Genomic DNA, 19,421 nt, shown 5'->3' on the forward strand with positions numbered 1-19,421 from the left:
TTCGGCGCGGACACTTCCTGATAGCGCACGACCGAGGTTTGGCTGTTGTGATCGGCAGGCCTGCCCTGCTCGCCTCCCGCCGTACGCCGGAAGGCGCAGAGTCCAGGCCGGCAAGCGTGTCGGCCGTCGCTGGAGGCGATGCTGAGTCACTTACGCCGGTTCACGCATCGCGGACCCGGAGAGCGACGTTGCGCGCCTGGACCTGCCGAGCCAGCGCGGCCGCGGGCCGCAGGGCGTCGAGAACTTCGTCCCGGTACTTCGGCTCGCGTTCAAACTGATCCGCGAGCTCGCCGAACAGCAAGCTCAGTGAGGCGGCGTCGCCACTGCAGACACCACTGCATGCCGCCAACAGGTCGGCTTGCCCGTCGTCGTCGAACGTGACGGCTTCGATGAGGTCCAGGTCGAAGTGCTGCTCCAGCAACAGTGGAACCACCTCGGTCATGTCGGGGTCGAGCATGCTCGCGGTCCTCCGGAGATCAGTAGCGGCAGTGGGGAGGCCTCGGCGATCGGCAGCCAGTCGCGCACGCCGGACCAGGTGAAGCTTCTCGATGCTGAACTGCCAGTACCCCGCAGCGTCACGTTCGGCGGGGATCCGCTCCTTCGCCGCGAGTCGGCGCGCAGTTCCGACGCTGACCCTGAGCAGTTCCGCGGCACCGCGAAGGTCGGTGTAGCCAGCGGGCATCGGGTCCGGCCGGGGACGACCACGTTTGCGTTCTGGCACACCCCATGCGGCTGCGAGTTGCTGGACCTCCCGCAGGTACACCGGCCGGCGCGAACCTTGCACTCCGGTGAGCTTGCCGTCGGCAACCAGCTTCCGGACATCGCCGGTCGAGCAGCGCAACAACCGAGCGGCTTCCTTCAGCGGGATCGGGTCGCCGAGGTCCCGGTGATGTTCCACATCGGATAGGCGCAACTGCCAGGAGCTGTGACTGACGCCGGCGGTGGGAAGGCGTCCGAGTCTCATCAGCCTGTACACATAGGCGACCGGCTTGCCCAGGACGACTGCAGCTTGAGCAGGAGAGATCCGGGGATCGTCAACCATCCGCGGCTGGCCCAGTAGCGGGTCGACCGCCTCCTGCTCAATCTCGTCACCGAACGTCATGTCGACAAGCCTCGCATCCGAAGCTGGCGAGGGCGCGCGTGCGGGACCCGACTGAGCGGCTTCCCGGCAAGTAGAGTCGGTGCGTGACTCTGGTTCTACCGCCGGGTCCCCTCGGACCTCCCGGGCCAGCTCAGTACGACTGGTTGTTCCACTTCACCGGCCGGCCTGTGGGCTTGGCCGCAACTCCATCCCTCCCGGGGAACATCCGCGACCTCCATCCGGCCGCGCGGCTCGACAACATCCTGTGGGAGGAGCGGCTGCGTGGCTTCCCACCATTCAGCAGACCGCCGGTGACATCGCCGATGTTGTCCTTCGCGGAGAGCCCGCTCCCGCATGTGCAGTGGCTGATCGGACAGCGCCAGTGGCCCTCCTGGGCCCTGGTGGTGTCCCGACAGCACATCTACGACCTGGGGGGAGGTCCCGCCTTGCACGCGCGGACACCGCTGTACAACACGTTGAGCGACGAGCAGCGCGCCTGGGCAGTACGGCTTGAGACGAACAGCATCAGCCGCTCGGACTGGTTGCACGAACGCGAGTGGCGATTGCCGGTGCCGCCGGATCAGCCATGGCTAGACCTCAGTCCGTATCCGCGGCCGACGCCGGCGGCCGCGGTGCTCCTGGGCGATCCGAACTGGCAGCCCAGTACGCGGCTCGCGCCCTTCAGAACCGGGAGGTTCTTCAACGGCGAGACCGGCGAAGAAGTAGCCGGCGACCACCCGAACGCTCATCCCTACATGGAACAGCGCTGGGCGCTCCCGCGGATCTGGCCAGGGCTCCTGAAGCTGTACTACAACCCCCAGACCGGTGAAATAGTCCCGTTGGCCGGCTAACGCACGTGTCTCGGTCGACCCCAACGCCAAGCGGTTGCTCAGTTGGGATAGAGAAGGCCGCGGTTCTTCTCCCACAGCGTGCAGCACGGTGAGTCGGCGCAGGCCTGCGGCGGCGCGATCGGCCTCGGTGATGACGAGTTCCTCAGCGAGCTCGCGCACAAGGCGATCTCGGTCGTCGGCGCTCATCAGCCGACTGCTGGTGGGTTGCTGTCGCGGTCAGCGGTGAGCGGGCCGTACTCCTCGAGCAGGTTTGGCCACACGCGGATGCTTTCGATGTCGTCTGCGCTGTCGGCGTTCCTTGCGCGGTCGCGGTCACACATGCGGTAGCAGCCTTCGCCGGCGGCGGGCTGTTGCTCCCAGACATCGCCGTCGAGATCGGTGACCTGTTTAGGTGGAGGGTCGGGTAGGGCATCGCCTGGTCCGTAGGTGGGTCGCTGTGGTGAGCGTTCGTTGCGTACGACTGCCACGAGTTGCCGGGACACTCGACCGGCGGCTGGCGTGTCCAGACCGGCGGAGCGAAGCGGGTCCATCATCAGCGCCCACAGCCGTGAGTCGTTGAGCCTGGTCATCGGTCCCTCCGGGCAAGTCGTCTAGAACAGAGTCAGGTGGAGTTCGCCCTGAAGCTACGTGAGAGGTGGCCGTTATGCGCGGCAGGCCCCGCCTGCCCGCTTCTGCCGTACGCCGTGCCGGTCGAGGCTCGGGGACCAGGGCGGGCCGCTTGCGGCCCGTCGACGGAGGCGATGCGGAGCACAACCCTGGACGCTGAGTCCCGGCATGGTAGGCAGGCCAGCTCGCCTCGCCAGTCGACGTCCGGCACGCGGAGTTAGGCCAGTCGGGCGCGTAGCTCGGCGATCATGGCCAGGTTCTGTTGGTCTTGCTCAGGGGTGGAGAGCTCGTTGTCCGGCTCGGCACCAAGCGCCTCCAGGGCGGCCAGCTCGCTGGTTGCCTCGAGCGACGTGTGCATGCGCTGCAGCTCGTCGAGGCTCCAGCTCACGCCGGACGCCCGGTAGGGGGCATCGCCTGGGTTGCTGTACCAAAGGTCCAGGGCAGCGGCGGCCCGGGCGAGCTGGTCATCCGACAGGTTCATCGGCAGCACACCCATCCCGGGCCTTTGCCGCGTACGTCGGCCAGCTGGCGCCAGCCCCGGTCCGTCAGTGCCTCGGCGACCACCACCGGCAGGTCGGGCTCGCTGGCGATCGCAACTGCAGCCAGCTCGCCGGCCAGGAGAGGGCCGTCGCGGCAGATGCCGCAGGCAACGAGATACACGGTGCTCGGGCGGCACTGGCCGCAGTACTTCTGCTCCGTTGTCATCGTCGCGGGCTCGACCTGGCCGAGCGCCCACCACTCAGTCAGAAGCTCGTCTTGAAGCAGCTTCTTGTCCTCGGCCGAGTCGGCTTGCCAGCCGCAGGATGGGCAGTTCGACGGCAGGCGTCTCGATGCACCGGTACGACGGGCGTGTGCTCGGCGCGTGATCACTCCGGCTGCTCCTTCCCTCGGCGGCGGCGCGGTCCCTCCGGCTCCGGTCCCGCGGAGGCCTGCAGCTGCTGCCGGGCGGCAGCCAGGGCCTCGGTGAGCGTCGCAATCTGTGCCGCGCTCGCTTGCTTCAGCTCCGTCAGCTGGATCTGGTGGTCGGACCGGGTCTCTTCGCGAACCACCCTCGCGTCCTCGCGCAAAGCGGCCAGCTCCTCGCGGTGTTCTCGCTGAGCTGCGGCGAGCTGGGCGCGTAGCTGCTCGACCGTTTCCCGGTCGACCGCGGCTGCTGCCTGGGCGGCATCGCGCTCGGTCTCGGCCCTGGTCGATGCGGTACGGGCCTCGTCGCGTTCGGCCGTTGCAGCAGCGATCCGCGCCTCGGCGGCGCTGTCCGCCTCGGCGATCCGGCGGTCCGTTTCGGCCCGCAGCTCGGCGGCCGCCCCGGCGGCCTGCCGCTCGGCGGCCGCGATCGCTTCCCGGGCGCCGGCCTCGGCGGCCGCGACCTGTTCAGCGGCCTCCGTCCGGACTCGCTCCAGGTCGGTCCGGGCCGACTGTTCCGCGGCCAACGCCGCCTGCACCTGCTGCGCGGCCGTCTCCACGGCGGCCGCCGCTTCGGCGCGGACCTGCTCGATCTGCTCGGCTGCCTCGGCCTGGATCTGCGCGATCTGTGCTGCGGTCTCCTCCCGCAGCCGCTCCGCTTCGGCGATCGCCTCCTCGGCGGCGTCGTCGGCTTCTTCCCGCGCCTCGGCGGCCTGCTCGGCGCGCTTCTCAGCCTGGCGGGCACGACGTTCCGCTTCGCCTTGAAGCCGCTCGGCTTCCGCGACCGCCGCGCGGGCCTCGGTATGAGCCTGTTCCACCTCAGCGGCGGCCGCCTCGACGTCGTCAATGGTGTCCAGCCGCTCCATCACGGTACTGAGCGCCGTGTGCATGCCCTGCAGCTGATCACGCAGGTTCGGCAGCTGCGCGGCGAGTGACGTACTGGACGCCGTGACCGGGCGCTTGTCGAAGAGCTCCGCCGCGTCGTCCGGCGTACCGGCGTCCGACCCAGCACCGGCCGACGCCTTGACCTTCGCCTTGCGCTTGGCCTTCCAGGCGTTCCCCCGGTTGTGGATCGGCGCGCCCGGGGCGTCGGCCTGCTCGCAGTACAACGGCCTGCGGCCGGTCTTCGGGTCCGGCCGGCTCGGCCGGGGACACGGCTCATCGCCGGGGAACTGACACAGACCCGCCCGCTGCTCGGCGTCGGATCCATCCACCGGTACGCCGGACTCGCCACTCTCGTCGGTCGCCATGTCCCGGATTCTAGCGGCTTTCGTATCTAAAGTCACTAACGTAGCTTCAGTGACTTTCGTAGCGATGGATGCGAAACTAAAGATACGAAAGCTGGAAATGCACCCGCCGGACTGTCGGCGCGGCCGTGGACTATCGGAGGCATGACTGTGAGCAATCAGCCCGGTACGGCGGCCCGGCCACCGAAGAAGGCGCGCAAGCCTGCGACTCTCGGGCCTCTGCAGGTACTGGGGCACACCGGCCTGTCCGCGTGGCAACTGGCGGCCGCCGTCCGCGAGCAACTGGTTCCCGATGCTGGTCCCCCGTGGCCGGTCGACGTCGCCGACGGGATCCGGGACCGCAGGGACGAGATCGTCGCCGTGCTCGGCGAGGACCCGCCGATCGGCGGCCACCGCGCTGCACACCGGCTCGCCGCCCGGACTGAGCTGGCGGTGGAGAAGTGGGACGTCGGGGCGCTCGCCGCCGCCGGGCACCTGGCGATCGACTCGTACTACGACGAGTGGCCGATCTACGACTGCCGCGCTCTGGACGCCGTACCGGTCGACGTACTGGCCGCGATCGTTGGCGATCGGGTGGCCTGGTTCGACGCATCCGTCCACGTCGCCGACGCCGCGGGCTACCTCGGCTGGCGCCGCGACGAGTTCCGCCGGGTCGCTGCCGAGCGCGACCTGACCCCGGACGACTACAACCGGATCGGCAAGGCCGAGCTGGACGCGCTGGCCGGTGACGAGGACCTGGCCGAGCAGCTGCGCGTCGACCGGCTACTGACCACCCAGCAGGCCACGGAGAAACTGGAGCTGCGCTCAACCGACTTCAAGTACCTGATCGCGGCCGACCTGCTCGCACCGAAGACCTACACGTCGGTGCAGGTCAGCCGGTACCGCGAGGTCGACGTACCGCTGTACCGCGTCGGCGACCTCGAGGAGCTGCGGTCGCACCCGGCGATTGACTGGGAGGCGCTGCACTCGGTCAAGCCCGGTGACCCCTCTCCCCTGCGCGAGCTCTCGAACCGGCCCGTCGACCGGGCAGCCGCGATCCGGCGCTGGATTGCCCGGCTCGGCCAGAAGCACGAGATCGAGACCTGGGCCTGGTGGCATCCAGGCGCCGGCCGCTGGGAGATCGACTTCGAGCGCACCGGCGCCCTCACGGTCGACGACGTCCGGGCGGCGATCGCCGCCGACGAGACCATGTCGCAGTACGAGGACGACATCGCCGTCTCGACGCACGCTGGTGCCGCGCTGCGCTGGGCGCGTGTGATGCGCGAGCCGGGCGCCGCGGTGATCCTGGACACCGAGACCACCGACCTGGACGGGTACGTCGTGGAGATCGCCGTGGTCGACGCGGCCACCGGCCAGACGCTGCTGGACAGCCGAGTGAACCCGCGCTGCCCGATCAGCCCCGGGGCGCGCTGGATCCACGGCATCAGCGATGACGACGTCGCCGACGCTCCGGACTGGAGCGAGGTCCTCCCCCAGCTCCTCGCCGTCACTGCCGGGCGCACGGTGTTGGCGTACAACGCCGGCTTCGATCATGGCGTGGTCGTCGGCCACAGCGACCGCGACGGACTCGACCCCGCGCACCTCGCCGACTTCGCGAACTGGGCCTGCCTCATGGGCCGCCGTAGCGACTGGCAGCTGCGCCGCCGGTGGCTTCCCCTCAACGGCAGCCACAGCGCGCTCGGCGACTGCCAGTCGGCGTACGAACTCCTCCAAGCGATGACCAGCCCGTCACGCTGATTCGGTGCTCCGGTCGAGGCTCCCTCCACACCTGTTTTAGCTTGCTAAATAACCTTTAGCTTGCTATATTTCTGGCATGAACACCGAGCTGCCCGACCGGCAGCACGAGATCGTTGATCGGAGGCCAGAAGTGAAAATCACGATGCGCAGGGACGGGAACGCCCGGATTACGATGCGCCCACGGTTCGACCTGGACCTGCGGATGCTGACCGCGCTCGTGGCTCTGGCCGAGGACGAGGGCCAGGAGATCAGGTCTCCTTCGGCCCTGCGCGCGTGGGCTGAGCTGGAGCTGACCGCGCACGGGACCGACCGAATCGACTACGTCGGCGACACCGTCAGCGAAGACGACCGCCAGGCGGCCGAGCAGCACGTGCGGGAGATCTTCTTGGATACGACCTGGCACAGGTCGCCGGCGTAGTCCTCGCCGGGGGCAGAAGCTGCGGGGGCGCTGCCCCCACTCCCCCGGCCCTCGTTCTGAGAGTTGTCACCGGCAACGATCTCGCGTAACCAGGCGGGCAAGCCTGAGCACAGCGACAGAGACCCTGTCCAGACTCGCCGAGCTCGACCGAAAGGCAACTGGACAAGGACATTTGCCGCAGCGCGCACCCTGCGGGACGCCTGACCGACGAGAGATCTTCCCTCACCACCCGAGGCTGATCTTTAGATTGCTAAAGCAAATTTAGAACATTAAGGTCTTGGTATGGGTAAAGAGTTGACCGAGCGACAAGCCGAGCTGCTGCAGGCCGTCCGACTGATTTCCGAGCACCACAAGGCCGTCAAGGCCCAAGAGGCTCAACTCAAGATCTTGTACGACGCGGCGATCCGAGCTGCGGCCGTTGAAGGAGTACGGCAGACGCGAATCGCGGACGCCACGGACCTCAGCGACGGCCGGATCTCCCAGATCGTCAAGCGGCCCGACGTCAAGCTCTGGTGGAGTCCAGATCGCAACGGCATCTCTCCGCGCGACGAGTGGCTCGCCTGGCTGGACAAGCACCCTGAACCACCGCAGTAGCTCACCAATTCACCGCATCACCCAAGCGGTGACCGGACCCCGATTTTGCAGACCCGGGCCCGGCCACCAGATCCCACCACTGAGGCAGGAGCACACCATCATGTCATCGACCACGAACGCCGGGCCGAGCCATGCCCGGAACGCGCAGCGGTACGCCTCTGGCTACCGCCGCGCCGAGCAGATGCTGGCCGGCCACAGCCGCGACCAGCTCCGCGGCTACAAGCGGACCTTGAAAGCGCGTCTTCTCCGCGCCGAGTTCGGCAGCCCAACCTACGCCGTGGCGCTGGGCGCCTGGACCTACATCAATGACCGGCTCAACACCGGGCCTGGCCGGCGCACCACCCGAGCGCGTCGTCGCATCGCGCGGCGCTACCCCGTCCGCGGCTCCAAGTGGTGACGCCGCAGCGTCGCCGGCACCCGGCGAACGTGTCGGTGCTGGCCGGGAGCCTGAAAGCCACGACGAAGGGGAGGACGACATGACCGACGCCTCTGCTCTGGGCCCAGTAGACGAGCTGCTGCTGGCCTGCGCTACCTGGGAGAACCTCGTTGAGCAGCTCGACGGAACAGGCCTGGTGGCCGAGCTCGGACAGTTGCGGCGCGTCGATCTGGGGAAGGTGGTCGACGCCCTGAGCAAGACGCTCGGCGCGACCCAGCAGATCGCCGAGCTCGTCGCCGACCAGGTCGACCAGTTCAACGCGCAGCCGCACGAAATGGCTGAGGCGATCAGCGCGCTCGAGGGTGCCGGGATGTGTCTGTACGAGGTTCACCGTGAGCTCGACCCGCCCGCCGGCCCGAGAACTCGCTACTGACTGAGTGCGGCCGGGGCCGCCAGTAGCGTTCCCCGGCCGCCTTCTTTCCCGAGACTACGAGAGGCACCGAAATCTATGAACGAGATTCAGCCCAGTGACGAAGTACGGCAGCTGACCCAGGAACTCGGTGAGCGACTGGACCGGGGCCGGCAGGCGGCAGCTGCGACCCGTGGTGCTGCCGGCGTCCGCGCTATCGAGCTGTGGCGCCAGAGGGAGCTCGTACGGCGAGCCCGGGACAACTCCCTGGCCACCGATGATCCGACCGCAGCCCAACGGGTGCACGGGATCCACCTGGTCGAGATCGACATTGAACTGACGGAACTGCTCGATCGCGGCGTGCCTCCCCACGCTGCGCAGTCCGTAGCGCTGGCAGGGTCCGCGTCCGCGCTGCTGCGCGACCTTGTCACCACACAGGGCGTCGAGTCGCGGTCGGTGAATGAGTGGCTGGCCCGTTTCGACAAGTGGATGGCGAAGTACGGGGAGATCGAGCCGCCGCCGGAGTCGGCAACTGATGCTGGGGAAGCCGATGGTCGATGACGACCTCACGGCCCTCGAACTGGCCATGCAGCTACGCTCCGGCTCGCCGGCGGCTGTCGACCTGCCCGACGAACTGCGGTTGCTCGTGACCGCACCGGTTCGTGAGGCGATCGCCGCTATTCTCCTGGGCGAGCTCGCACAGCGGATCCGCCGCGAAACCACCACCGCTGACCTTCAACAGAACGGATATGCCTGATGCGACCGACCATGGCACCCGAGGTCGCCGAGCACCTCGGTGACGCCGCTGAACGGCACCTGGCGGAGGCCGAGGTGGGCGTCGGTATGTGCCGGGACTGCTCTCAGCCGATCGAGACCAGCAAGGAGGCCTCGTCCCTGGTATTGCTGATCTCCGACCCGGACGAAGCACCGGGCGAGCTCACCGCGCTCGCACTCACCCACGCCACCTGCTCCGGTTCAGAGGTGCGGCACCTCCCGCGCGCCGAGCTCCGCAACTACCTCGACGCGGCCGACCACCCGGCTCAGTCCGTCAGCGCGATGAGTGCCATTCTCCAGCTCCCGGGCGGGCCGGTACGTCCGGTGCTGTTCGTGTCGAACCACGGGGAAGTCACCCTCGTCACCGACGACGGACTCCGGATCGACGGTACGTCGGCGGCACTGTTCGACGCCGGCTGGGAACAGGTCACGCAGGTCCAGAAGGAGAACCCCGCCGCCCGGGTGGAGACGCGGGTCCGGTTCACGCCCATCAGGATGCAGCAGCCGTTCGTCCTAGGGCGTCTGGTGCTCAGCACCGGCCTGTCGGTGATGGCCGATCTGGAACTGGCCGTACACCCGATCTGGGTCCAGCTGGTGGCCGAGCACGGCCAGGTTGCCGTGTACTCCGGCCGGCTGTCGATCCAGCACTGGACCGGGATCGACTGGGACCGGATCGACCGCGAGATCAGCGCTGGGTTGCTGGCTGGCGCGATGCTCCCCGCCGACATGATCTTGTAGAACGACCACAACTGCGAGGGGTCCCCGGCGCTCGGCCGAGGACCCCTCTTTGGTGGCCCGAGAGATCCGAAGCAGCTCGGGACACGGCTCATGGTGGCTCAGTACATCGAGACGTGCACGTGGTTGAAGTGCCCGCCGTTGGGGTCGTTCGCGTCGTAGACGCCGCCGCCGCTGTACTTCTCCCACGTCCCACGGCTAGCCGACCAGATCCGGCCGTACCAGATCACGTAGCGCACGCCGGTCTGCCTGGCGGTACTGAGGGTCCAGGCCGCGATGCGATCTCCCTTAGCCTTCTCCGCTGCGTTCTTGCGGGCGTCACGACCGGTCATGAGGTCGCACGCGCGTCCACGGGGATGGTCGCTGGTCGGGTTCCACGCGTGCGCGTCCCAGCAGCTCATGCCCTGTCCTCGAAGGGCGGTCCGCGCCTGCATGATCCAGGCAGCGGTCCGCGGGGTGACGCAGCCACGCCCGTTGCTGGGGTCCGGTACGACGCTGCAGGACTCCTCGGGCCATGTTCCGTCGATCGGCCCGGTATCGCCGGGTCCAGTGCAGGGGTTGAGGATCGGCGCGCCGGATGGGCCGGTGGTCGCGCCTGGGCGAGATGGTCGGCCGCCGTAGGGGTCGCCCGGCCGGTCGAGGTTGATGCCCGCTTCGGCGGCGAGCTTGAGAGCGGTGCCTTCGTGGCGGGCGTAGGCGTCAGGGAAGGCCGAGACCTGCACGGCCTGAGCCGCTTCGGTCAAGGGCATGGTGTACCAGCCGTCGATATCGATCAGTCCTGGCGGCGGTGGGTCCTGGGGGCCGACCCCGAAGAACGCGCGGGTGGCGTACTCCTCGGTCTGGAGCTGCTGCTTGCTGCCCCAGCCGGTACTGGGGCGTTGCTGGAAGATGCCGACGGAGTCGGCGTGACCACCGGGCAGGTTGCGGATCTGGGATTCCTGCAGGGCCGTCATGATGGCGACCAGCGTCGCGCGGCCGGGCAGGTTGTTCTCGACGGCGATCCGGTCGAACATCTTCACGTACTCGATCTGCTGTGCGTGCAGTGGCCCGTCGGTTTCAGGCTGGTCAGTCCCCGAGCCGGGAACCTCGATCGAGCACCCGGCCGCGACGGTGTTCGTCTTGGCGGCGGGAGCGAGCGCGAACAGGGCGATGATCAGTGCGAAGGCGGCGAGGATGCCGACCTTGACCATGGCGCCTCGGCCGAGCAGCGCTGCTCCGGCGCTGCCGGCCTTGGCGAGGTCGCGTTCGTCGTACATCAGCCGGTCTTGCCGGCGATTGAGCTGATCCTCCAGCTACCGCGATCGGGCACCACCGTGACCAGCGCTCGCAGCTCGAACCGGGCGGGGCGTTTGCCGGTCACCTGAATCTGCGCGACCAGGAGGCGCGTGACTCTGGTCGGGGTGTCTGCCGGCGCGCCGCCAGTCGCCGGCGGTGCGGTGATGCTGACCTGCCGGACACGAGACGCTCCCTGATCGGTCGCGAGCGCGTCGTACGTCGGGTCACCGGCCTCCTTGAGTGATTCCTGCACATCGTCGGTGAAGTACGGCTCCATCCGGTCGACCAGGGCGTCGTACGTCTCGACGGCCGGTTGGCGGGCGTAGAACTGCTTCGCCCATGTCTGCAGGATGCCGTCGACCTGGGAGGCCTGCAGCACCGGCGTCGACGTCGTGGGCGAGCTCGTGACGCTCGAAGACGGCTGGACAGTCGGGCCGCCGGTGGCGGCCTCGGTCGGCCGCAGAATCGTCACCCCTCCCCCGTCGTCACTGCCTCGAGCAGGCTCGTCCTTGGTGAACCATTTCGGTACGACGTAGGCCGCGCTGAACACCAGCGCGATCACGACGACGACAGCACCGAGCATGGCCCCTGGGCTGACCGGCTCCTGGTTGCGGCGTTCCTCGCGGATCCAGGCGGCCCGCTTCTGCCGGTCGGCCTTGCGCCAGCGCCGCTTGTTGCGGCGCCGGCCTCGGCCCGATTCGGTATCGAGGATCTCGTCGGAGTAGTCGTAGTCCGGATTCAGCAGGTCACGCCAGTCGTTGGGGCGCTGCGGATCCTGCGTCATGACGTCCTTTCCGGGATCCGCTCACGAGGAGGCGGACCACTGGGCGGCTCGGCGTTGTAGACACGGAAGGTCCGCTGCTGGGGGCGCACCGGCCGTAGCCGGGCTCCGGGCGGCGGGGGTCCTTCGCGCAGAGTCGGCGTGCTCGGCCGCACGGTCTCGTAGCGCGTCGTCGCCCGACCGGGCCGGTAGGCCTTGGCCGGTGTGTGCGTCCGCTCCGCATCGCCCGGCCGAGTCGTGCCCCGGCCGGGACCTCGCGACGGCGTGTGCGTCCGCTCCGCATCGCCCGGCCGAGTTGTGCCCCGGCCGACACCTCGCGACGGCTGGTGCGACGGGAGTCGATCGCCCTCGGTCTTGCGGCGCTCCGACTTGCCGTCGTCACCCGGTGCGGGCTTAGAGGTCGAGGCGGTGGTCGAGACCGGGGTCACCGTGGCCGGGGGAACCGTGGCCGGCTTCGCGGCGATCTTGTCGGGGTCGCCGACGGTCACCGCGTGGCGGTCCTTGCCCGCAGGCTCGGCTGAAACTGTCCGTGGCCGGGGCACATTGATCTGCTCTTCGCGCTGAGCTGGGTCCTTCGGTACCTCGGCGCGCGCTGCCTCGGGCTGCTGACCTGGCCCGTCTCCCGGCCGGCCTCCCGGCTGGCCACCCGGCCGTGGCCGGGGTCCGCGGCTGTGCTGCGGTTCTTGGGGCGGCATCGGCCGTGGTGGCGGTGGCTTGATTCCATCCTCGTCGCCAGGGAGCCGCTCGGACTTGGGCCGGTCGCCGCCGTCTCGCCGCGACTTCGGCGTTCGCTTGGTCTGGCCGCGGCCGGTGGACCGAAACAGGCTGCCGATCCCCCGGGTGACCTGGCGCAGTGCCATCGCGCCGACGAGTCCGCTGCTGCCGTACCCGGGCCGCATCATCTGTGTGATGCCTTCGAGCATCCGCCGCAGTCGGAACGCCGCGAACAGTACGACGATGGCCAGGCCGTTGGTCGGCAGCCAGCCCATCGTTCCTGACAGGGAGTAGATCGCGGTCACCAAAGACAAGGTGGTGCCGAAGACCAGGAGGGCGAGGATCGACTGGAGCACAAGGCCGATGAGCATCTCGAACCAGTTAATGCCCCATTGCCGTGGCCGGCCGGGGATGACCCACAGACAGGCAAAGAAGACACCGGTGACGAGCAGGAGCAGTGCGCCGATGAAGGCCATCAGCGCGGCAAAGCACAAGGCGATACTGAGAGCGGCGAAGATCGCCGCGGCGATCATAGCCAGGGACATGATGCCGATGCGCTGGATGGGGCTGTTGCCCTTGGTCCACTGCACCGTCGGGCTGTCATCACCGCCCTCTGCCCGCTTCAGCTCGTCGTTGATGTACTTCTTGCGCTTGTCGGCGTCGGTGCCGCGGTCGAGGATTGCCTTGCCGTACCGCTTGCAGGCTTCGAGGGATCCGAACTCGGCCAGGCACCACGGTGTGACGACGAAGGCGCGCCAGGTGGCATCGGCCGATTGCCGCAGCAGCTTGTCACGCTCGCTCCCGCGCTCGTACGAGGGCGCCGGCGTCTCGAAGGGCTCCGTGCTGTTGCTCGTGATCGTCCTGGTCGACGCGTCCATGACGGCGGTCGCGCCGAGCTGCCGCGCGGAGTCCAGTCCGTTGACCCATGTCGCGGCGCCGATGGTGAAGCTGACGGCGAGCAGCCCTGACGCGATCACCCAGAGCACCTGCGAGAAGCCACCGCCCTCTCGGGAGCCGCGGTGCCGGGCGAAGGCGAGCACTGCACCGAAGGCCAGCGCCGACGGCAGCAGCCAGCTGGTCAGCGCCGAGCTCGCCGAGGTCACGATCCCGGACGTCGCATCGCTGACGGCCTTGATGTCGGTGAAGCTGAACAGCCACCAGCCGACCGTGATCGCTGCCCGGGTGATGGCCACCAGGTAGAACAAGAGCAGGTTCGCGTAAGCGTTCAGGATGCCGTTGATCCCGTCCGGAACCTTGCCTTCGTCGGTGTCGAGGCTGTAGCTCATGGCGCTGTAGGCCTCGAACATGTTGCGGGTGTCGCCGTGGGTCAGATCCGGTGTGGGCAACAGATCGCCGAGGCCGGTCGGGGTGGTCTGGGTCGGCTGCGGGTCGGCAGCGCCGGCCGCGTACGCCGTGCCGGCGGTGGCGATCGTCGCGGCGATCAGCACGGTGAGAGCTAGGCGTTGTCGGTTCACTGTGCTGCCCTCCGTTCGCCGAGTGCGGTCAGGATCGGGTCGTCGGTGGCCATGGTTGCGGCGTCGGCGCTTTCGGCCTGGTCGATGAGCCACGTTCCGTCGGGCTGCTGAAGCATCCGCAGGGCGTCGTGGCTTGGAGTGTCGCCTCCGGTGGTGAGGTGGTACTCGACCAGCACGCCGGTACCTTCCGCGAGCTGCCTGGACCGGATCACCTTCGGCTCGTCGGCTTTCACGTTGCGGTCGCGTAGGTACTTACGGTCTTCCGCGCACTCGGCGACTGAGTCGTCACCCCGCTGACGTGCCGTCTCCAGGCGGCAGACCGTCTCCGGGTCGCCGGCGTTGATGGCGTTGACGTAGGCGATCGCGGCTTGGTCGCGCTGGTCGGGCGTCGGCGTCGTCGACCCGTCCCCCTTGCTACCCGAGGCCGCGATGATCACGATGACGATCACCGCGATGATCAGGGCCAGGAGGGCGATGCCAATCAAGAGGCGTCGGCGGCGCGGGTTCTGGTCCGTGGGCGGAGCGGGGGTCATGCAACGCCCTCCTCGTCGGCGTACTCGTACTCGTCGAAGTACTCGTCCTCGAGCTCGTCCTCCGGCTCTCCAGGCCGGCCTTGGCCCGAGGTGGGGCTCGTGTTGAGTTGGCGCGCGATTTCGGCGTTCGGGTACTCCCACTGCACTGAGGCGACTTCGTCGCGCCGGTCGCGCATCAGGCAGTGACCGTGCCAGATGGAACGGTCGGGCTTGGTGTTGATGTTGCGGATCATGTTGTAGGTGCTCGGGTGGTTGGGCAGCCCAAGCAGCTCGGCTGCGCCGACGAGCTGGTCCATCGACCGCAGCGAGAACACGAAGATCGTGCGCAGCTGCTCGACCAGCCCCGGGTTGTTTGCGATGGTCTCCGAGTCCTGTGTGTCGAGCACGAGGGACGTACCGAAGGCGCGGCCCATCCGGGCACTGCGGTCGAGGTAGGAGGCTCCGTCGTTGGTCTTGGCCAGCAGGTGGACCTCTGGGATACCGATGACCTTGGCCTGACTCCGGATCAATGGGTTGCCGCTGGTGTTGATGAGCCAGGTCAGGAGTCCGCGCAGCGTGGCCATGCCGACGCGCTCGGGGGGTGTCCACTGGTCGGGGTCGCTGGTCGGTGTGGGCAGGCTCAGGTTCGGCAGCTGGACCAGCCACAGCCCAGGTTCGGTGCTCAGCGGATCCGCGACGTCGGTCGGCGGCCCGGCAACGATGCTGCCGATACCGTCCTGCGTCAGACCCCACAGCGCCCGGCCGAGCCTGGATGCCTGCGTGTCGTCGCTGCTCATGAGCCGCTGAATCACGCCGTTGGTCGTCGGCCGCGTGCTCTCGGCGGCCTCGGTCCGGACGGCCTCGACGATCAGCGATTCGGCGCCCGCTCGGAGCTCCCGCGGCGCGATCAGCATCAGCTGGGCTGGAATCTGCAGCACCGCCTGATCGGTGGCAAGGAACCGGAACATGTCGGCGGCCCCGGAGTACTTGGGTGAGATCTCCGTGACAGCCGAAGGAATGCCGTAGTCCTTGGCCACGTCGACGACGCCGGCGAGGTCGCCTTTCAGGTCGAGGATCACTGACCAGGCGCCGCTGATCGCTGCATCCAGGCCCATCAGCATGAGGGCCGTTGACTTACCTCGGCCCGAACGGCCGATGAGGGCGGTGGTCGTGGCGTCGTTCATGCTCGCGCCGGCCGCGACGTCGTACCGCACGATGCCCGGCGTGCTGCCAGTCAGGATCCCGATCGCCGGGCCGGTGTCTTCCCCGACGCGGCTGCCGCACCAAAAGGAGCTGCCGAAGAAGGCGCTGGCCTCGCGTACGTGACCCAGGTCGGTCACTCTGAGCCGGTCCCCTGGCATAGATTCGAGCCAGAGGTCGCGCTGCTCGTTCGCGCCGATGTTCACGGCGATGCCGCGCTCGGCGTAGTGCTGGATGACAGCGTCGATGTGGATCTCGAGTTCTTCGATGGAGCTGCCGGTCACGACGAGCCGCGGGTGGTCCTCGACCAGCGTGATGCCGTCTCGGCGGATGTCGCGCTGCAGCAGCGACATGACGTCTTCGGTTTCGGCGACTTCGTCGGACGGTGTGCCGGCCGAGCTGCGGCTGGCGCTGCGCGCCTGCTCCTTGGCCGATCTCTTCGACTCGCTGACGATCTTTCCTGCGTCCTTGGGGCGCAGCACGGTGAACCGCACGGAGGCATCCACGTTCACGCTGCGTTCGGTGCCTTCCCCGGTCACGTAGGAGACCTCGGACAGGGTCCGAAGCCACTCTCCCGGGCCCGGCACCTCCAGGACCTCGTCGAACTCGTCCATCGTGAGCACACAGGCATAGGCCGATACCTGGTCGCTGACGTCGAAGATCTCGATGTGGTCGCTGTAGGGCACGATTTTGCTGGCGACCAGCCGGCCGAGGGGTGCGCCGGTGATCAGGCCGGCGCGCGGGATCCCGACGGCGCCGCGGTGCATCTCGCGCGAGATCATCCAGGAGATCTCCTCGACGCTGGCCATGCGCGCCTGCCACGGCGACTTGGCCAGAGCCTGGCCGATTTTGCGGACCTGCTGTGACAGGTGGGCCATCTCTTCTTTTGGTACCTGCTTGGTCGTCGTACCGAGCGCCTCGGCCAGTACGCCACTCTTGCCGGCGCCGCGCGTGTTCCGGTCGGCCAGCTTCACGCCAAGGAGCACGTAGCGCTGAGGCAGGTCATCGGCGTCGATTCGTGCACCGCGCTGCTCGGCCCACGCTTCGCCGTCGCCGTTGACGAATCGGCTCGCGACTTCGGCGGCGTAGTCCATGCCCGAGACCCGGCCCCACACGACCTTCAGGTGGCATTCGCGGTCGACCAGGTACCGCATGGCGAAGCGCACGACGTTGTCGAGCTCGGCGTCACGTGCCGTCTCGGTGGCAAGGTCGGTGTTCGCGGTCGGGATCAGGAACCAGGCCTCGGCTTTGGTCTCGCTGACCAGGAGGCCGGGCGCGGCCGCGATCAGCCGGGTCGGCGGTTCGGATCGATCCTTTCCCAGTCCAAGGCTGGCAAGGCCTCGCGTCAGCGTGCGGTTCATATCTCAAGCTCCTTGGGGGAGGTCTCGGCGCTGCTTGGTGAGTTTGCGGACGGTGCTGTCCCGGGCGGCAGCGATCTGGTCGGCGTCGAACAACCGGACGGTCTGGTAGATCTCGACCGGCGCGGACGCCGGGCGCCGCTCGAGCTTGGTGTGGCTCTTGGTTCGTCCCCACGAGGTCCGGGGACCCTGACGGAAGTCCAGCACCTGCCACACCGTGTCGAAGGCGATCCGGTCCCTCAGCGGAATCAGCTCCGCCGAGGTGGGCTGGCGCGACCCCAGCGAGATGACCGGACGGTGACCGCTGACGGTGTAGCGCAGCTGCAGCAGCCAGTCGGTCAACCGTCGTCGACGCCCATCGTGGGTCGGGCTTTTCTGCCAGGCGAACCAGGCAAACACCATCGGCGGGACGATGTAGATCGCGGCCTCCCACCGGCCCGGCAGCCCCACGATGGGAGCCATGAGCAAGCACCAGATCACGAACGAGACGGCCGTGAGCGCTACCTGGCGCCGCGGGGCCCCTTCGTTCAGGTCGATCCCGAGGATGTCGTACTGCCGGGTTTCGAGGTTGAGGTGCTTGGTCAGCGTCCTGCCCTGCCGCATCAGGACGTCCCGAGGATCAGCTGGCCGATCTCCTTGAGGACGTTCACGAACGCTCCGGTGGCAAAGCAGATCACCGCGACCACGACGCTGACTCCGATGTGGCCGAAGAACGTTCCCCACTCCCTCTGGGCGTAGTACTGCAGGGATCGCAGCACCAGGATGACGGAGAAGAAGATGCCGGCCACCGTGATGATCCAGTCCCTGAACGCCGCGCCGGTCGGTGCAGCCAGGGACACCATTTCGATCAGCATTTCCTATGTGCTCCTTGCTAGTTGTTGGTGATCTCGGCGACCTGCCAGCGCTGCATTCCGTCAGCGGCGGTCGATCGGATGAGGATGAGGGCGTAGTTCTGGGTCAGCCGGGTCGTGCCACCGGGCAGCTTCCATGTCACGGTGGCCTGTGCGGTCCGTCGGTCCCCGTCACCGGCATCGACGGTCCAGGTCTTCAGCGACTCCAGCTCCACCGCCTTGTTCAGGCTTCGGATGCCAGAGCCGGGTGCGGTGATCGCCGAGGTGGCCTCGTCGCTGGTCGCGTAGGCGGAGAAGAACGCGCGAGCGTCCGACTGGGTCGTCGCCGTCAGCGCCTCGTCGGTTGCCGCCGGGCCGGAGGCGTTTTCCCGCCCGATGGCGGGGCCTTCGGGGACGTAGGCCGGTGCTCCGCTGACGACGACGCGCGCTGGGCCGACCTCGATCGGCACCGATAGCCGCTGCCAGATGGCCGGCTGCGCCTTCCAGGTCTGTCCGGATCCCTTGAAGGGGATGACCCGGGCCAGGACGACGACGTGGCCTTCGTGGTCGTTGTCGGTCTTCACCGCGCCCGGGTAGACAGCTGCGACGCTCTGCACGCCTTCCCCGCTCCACCCGGCCGTGACGTCGAGGCCTTGAACCAGATCGAGGCTGATCGCCGAAGCTCGGCTGTCCCGGTTCCGCTCGTCCCAGGTCAGGTACGAGGTGGTGAACCGTGCCGCGACCTGGCTGGCCTCGGCCGCAGGGAAGGATGACAGCGCTCCGCTCGTCGTCACCGGCCCGGACCGGCCGAAGCCGTAGGGCCAGATGATCGCCCGGACGCCGGTCACGCACAGCAGGATCACGAGCAGCAGTAGCAGGTACCGCAGTACCTTGGCCGCCGGGCTGGCCTTGCGCTCTTCCACGACCGGGAACGCGTGGCCGAGTTCGCGTGCCGACCCGGCATGGGCCTTCGCCGGAGTCCCCGCTTCCCGGGCGGACTGCTCTTCCAGTGGTTCGACGACGGCCTCGATCGTCCCGTCAGGGTAGAAGGTGAGGGCGGCCGAGCCGAGGTGCTCTTCGACGTTCACCAGGACGGGCTGGTCGATGGTGCGGGCCCATTCCAGGACCTGCTGGCGCGCGTTGGCTCGCCGGGTGTCGACGTCGGCACCTTCGAGAGGGTAGGTCTTGCCGGCGATCTCCATCCGCGGGTGAGGCTCCTCGAGGTAGACCTCGACAGCGGGCGCAGCGGCTTCGCTGTCCGCGTGCTCTTCGCGCGGCGGCATGGCCAACACCTTGCGCACCACGCTCATCGCGTTCACCGTCCCGGCCTCCTTGCTTGTCGCGTGCCGCAGGCTGCGGCGGCTGCCCGGATGTGTCCGGGTACCTGGGAATTGCGCAGGGAGGCGAGTACGCCGTGACCGGCGCCCTCCTGCCCCGGGTGCCTCACGCACCCGGTCAGGCCGGCTGACCGCTTCCCCGTGGTCGTTGCCTTCATCAACAAGACGTTCCTGCTGACCATATGTGGTGGCACCGACACTGTCTGGC

The 19,421-nt window shown here is 68.3% G+C and carries 22 protein-coding genes; 9 read left to right on the plus strand and 13 right to left on the minus strand.

What is annotated here, in order from left to right:
- Positions 1 to 160: 160 nt before the first annotated feature.
- A complete protein-coding gene (locus ABD255_RS41110) occupies positions 161 to 1,102 on the minus strand; it encodes a MerR family transcriptional regulator (RefSeq protein ID WP_344222273.1) in 942 nt (313 codons plus the stop codon).
- A gap of 83 nt (positions 1,103 to 1,185) precedes the next feature.
- Here ABD255_RS41110 and ABD255_RS41115 point away from each other — a divergent pair, with 83 nt between their 5' ends.
- Positions 1,186 to 1,932 (plus strand): hypothetical protein, encoded by a 747-nt coding sequence (locus ABD255_RS41115; protein WP_344222274.1) that lies wholly within the window; start codon positions 1,186 to 1,188, stop codon positions 1,930 to 1,932.
- A gap of 185 nt (positions 1,933 to 2,117) precedes the next feature.
- Here the strand turns inward: ABD255_RS41115 and ABD255_RS41120 are convergent, their stop codons facing one another.
- The 4 genes from ABD255_RS41120 to ABD255_RS41135 all read right to left on the minus strand — a co-directional run bounded on the left by ABD255_RS41120 (position 2,118) and on the right by ABD255_RS41135 (position 4,691).
- Complete coding sequence (locus ABD255_RS41120) at positions 2,118 to 2,501, minus strand: hypothetical protein (protein WP_344222275.1); 384 nt, start codon at positions 2,499 to 2,501, stop codon at positions 2,118 to 2,120.
- A 254-nt stretch (positions 2,502 to 2,755) separates the two neighbouring features.
- A complete protein-coding gene (locus tag ABD255_RS41125; protein ID WP_344222276.1) occupies positions 2,756 to 3,034 on the minus strand; it encodes a hypothetical protein in 279 nt (92 codons plus the stop codon).
- On the minus strand, positions 3,016 to 3,408 hold the full coding sequence (locus ABD255_RS41130) for a hypothetical protein (RefSeq protein ID WP_344222277.1): 393 nt from the start codon (positions 3,406 to 3,408) through the stop codon (positions 3,016 to 3,018). The genes ABD255_RS41125 and ABD255_RS41130 overlap by 19 nt, the downstream gene beginning before the upstream one ends.
- On the minus strand, positions 3,405 to 4,691 hold the full coding sequence (locus ABD255_RS41135) for a coiled-coil domain-containing protein (RefSeq protein WP_344222278.1): 1,287 nt from the start codon (positions 4,689 to 4,691) through the stop codon (positions 3,405 to 3,407). Before ABD255_RS41135 ends, ABD255_RS41130 begins: the two co-directional genes overlap by 4 nt.
- Positions 4,692 to 4,832: 141 nt before the next feature.
- On the opposite strand from ABD255_RS41135, the gene ABD255_RS41140 reads away from it, so the two are divergent.
- The 8 genes from ABD255_RS41140 to ABD255_RS41175 all read left to right on the plus strand — a co-directional run bounded on the left by ABD255_RS41140 (position 4,833) and on the right by ABD255_RS41175 (position 9,734).
- Positions 4,833 to 6,425, plus strand: coding sequence for a 3'-5' exonuclease (locus ABD255_RS41140; RefSeq protein ID WP_344222280.1), 1,593 nt, complete (start codon positions 4,833 to 4,835; stop codon positions 6,423 to 6,425).
- 76 nt (positions 6,426 to 6,501) lie between these two features.
- Positions 6,502 to 6,843 carry a hypothetical protein gene (locus tag ABD255_RS41145; RefSeq protein ID WP_344222281.1) on the plus strand — a complete coding sequence of 114 codons (342 nt, stop codon included), beginning with the start codon at positions 6,502 to 6,504 and terminating at the stop codon, positions 6,841 to 6,843.
- A 282-nt stretch (positions 6,844 to 7,125) separates the two neighbouring features.
- The gene (locus tag ABD255_RS41150) at positions 7,126 to 7,437 is read left to right on the plus strand and encodes a hypothetical protein (RefSeq protein ID WP_344222282.1); all 312 of its coding nucleotides are present in this window, start codon (positions 7,126 to 7,128) and stop codon (positions 7,435 to 7,437) included.
- A gap of 100 nt (positions 7,438 to 7,537) precedes the next feature.
- Positions 7,538 to 7,834, plus strand: coding sequence for a hypothetical protein (locus ABD255_RS41155; protein ID WP_344222283.1), 297 nt, complete (start codon positions 7,538 to 7,540; stop codon positions 7,832 to 7,834).
- 79 nt (positions 7,835 to 7,913) lie between these two features.
- A complete protein-coding gene (locus ABD255_RS41160; protein WP_344222284.1) occupies positions 7,914 to 8,246 on the plus strand; it encodes a hypothetical protein in 333 nt (110 codons plus the stop codon).
- A 75-nt stretch (positions 8,247 to 8,321) separates the two neighbouring features.
- The gene (locus ABD255_RS41165; RefSeq protein WP_344222285.1) at positions 8,322 to 8,783 is read left to right on the plus strand and encodes a hypothetical protein; all 462 of its coding nucleotides are present in this window, start codon (positions 8,322 to 8,324) and stop codon (positions 8,781 to 8,783) included.
- Entirely contained in the window at positions 8,773 to 8,979 is a 207-nt protein-coding gene (locus tag ABD255_RS41170) for a hypothetical protein (protein WP_344222286.1), read from the plus strand. The genes ABD255_RS41165 and ABD255_RS41170 overlap by 11 nt, the downstream gene beginning before the upstream one ends.
- A complete protein-coding gene (locus ABD255_RS41175) occupies positions 8,979 to 9,734 on the plus strand; it encodes a hypothetical protein (RefSeq protein ID WP_344222287.1) in 756 nt (251 codons plus the stop codon). Before ABD255_RS41170 ends, ABD255_RS41175 begins: the two co-directional genes overlap by 1 nt.
- 98 nt (positions 9,735 to 9,832) lie before the next feature.
- Here ABD255_RS41175 and ABD255_RS41180 read toward each other — a convergent pair whose 3' ends face one another.
- Genes ABD255_RS41180 through ABD255_RS41215 form a run of 8 tightly spaced genes read right to left on the minus strand, consistent with a single transcriptional unit; the run spans position 9,833 to position 19,186 of the window.
- Entirely contained in the window at positions 9,833 to 10,987 is a 1,155-nt protein-coding gene (locus ABD255_RS41180; RefSeq protein WP_344222288.1) for a VldE C-terminal domain-containing protein, read from the minus strand.
- Positions 10,987 to 11,790, minus strand: coding sequence for a hypothetical protein (locus ABD255_RS41185; RefSeq protein ID WP_344222289.1), 804 nt, complete (start codon positions 11,788 to 11,790; stop codon positions 10,987 to 10,989). Before ABD255_RS41185 ends, ABD255_RS41180 begins: the two co-directional genes overlap by 1 nt.
- Positions 11,787 to 13,976: a TrbL/VirB6 family protein gene (locus ABD255_RS41190; protein ID WP_344222290.1), complete on the minus strand. Its 2,190-nt coding sequence runs from the start codon at positions 13,974 to 13,976 to the stop codon at positions 11,787 to 11,789. Before ABD255_RS41190 ends, ABD255_RS41185 begins: the two co-directional genes overlap by 4 nt.
- The gene (locus tag ABD255_RS41195; protein ID WP_344222291.1) at positions 13,973 to 14,509 is read right to left on the minus strand and encodes a hypothetical protein; all 537 of its coding nucleotides are present in this window, start codon (positions 14,507 to 14,509) and stop codon (positions 13,973 to 13,975) included. The genes ABD255_RS41190 and ABD255_RS41195 overlap by 4 nt, the downstream gene beginning before the upstream one ends.
- On the minus strand, positions 14,506 to 17,049 hold the full coding sequence (locus ABD255_RS41200; protein WP_344222292.1) for an ATP-binding protein: 2,544 nt from the start codon (positions 17,047 to 17,049) through the stop codon (positions 14,506 to 14,508). The genes ABD255_RS41195 and ABD255_RS41200 overlap by 4 nt, the downstream gene beginning before the upstream one ends.
- Positions 17,050 to 17,052: 3 nt before the next feature.
- Positions 17,053 to 17,649, minus strand: coding sequence for a hypothetical protein (locus ABD255_RS41205; RefSeq protein ID WP_344222293.1), 597 nt, complete (start codon positions 17,647 to 17,649; stop codon positions 17,053 to 17,055).
- Positions 17,649 to 17,900, minus strand: a complete 252-nt coding sequence (locus ABD255_RS41210) for a hypothetical protein (protein WP_344222294.1) — start codon at positions 17,898 to 17,900, stop codon at positions 17,649 to 17,651. Before ABD255_RS41210 ends, ABD255_RS41205 begins: the two co-directional genes overlap by 1 nt.
- A 17-nt stretch (positions 17,901 to 17,917) precedes the next feature.
- On the minus strand, positions 17,918 to 19,186 hold the full coding sequence (locus tag ABD255_RS41215; RefSeq protein ID WP_344222354.1) for a conjugal transfer protein: 1,269 nt from the start codon (positions 19,184 to 19,186) through the stop codon (positions 17,918 to 17,920).
- Positions 19,187 to 19,421 lie beyond the last annotated feature (235 nt).

The organism is Kribbella sancticallisti, from assembly GCF_039530625.1.
GTDB lineage: Bacteria > Actinomycetota > Actinomycetes > Propionibacteriales > Kribbellaceae > Kribbella > Kribbella sancticallisti.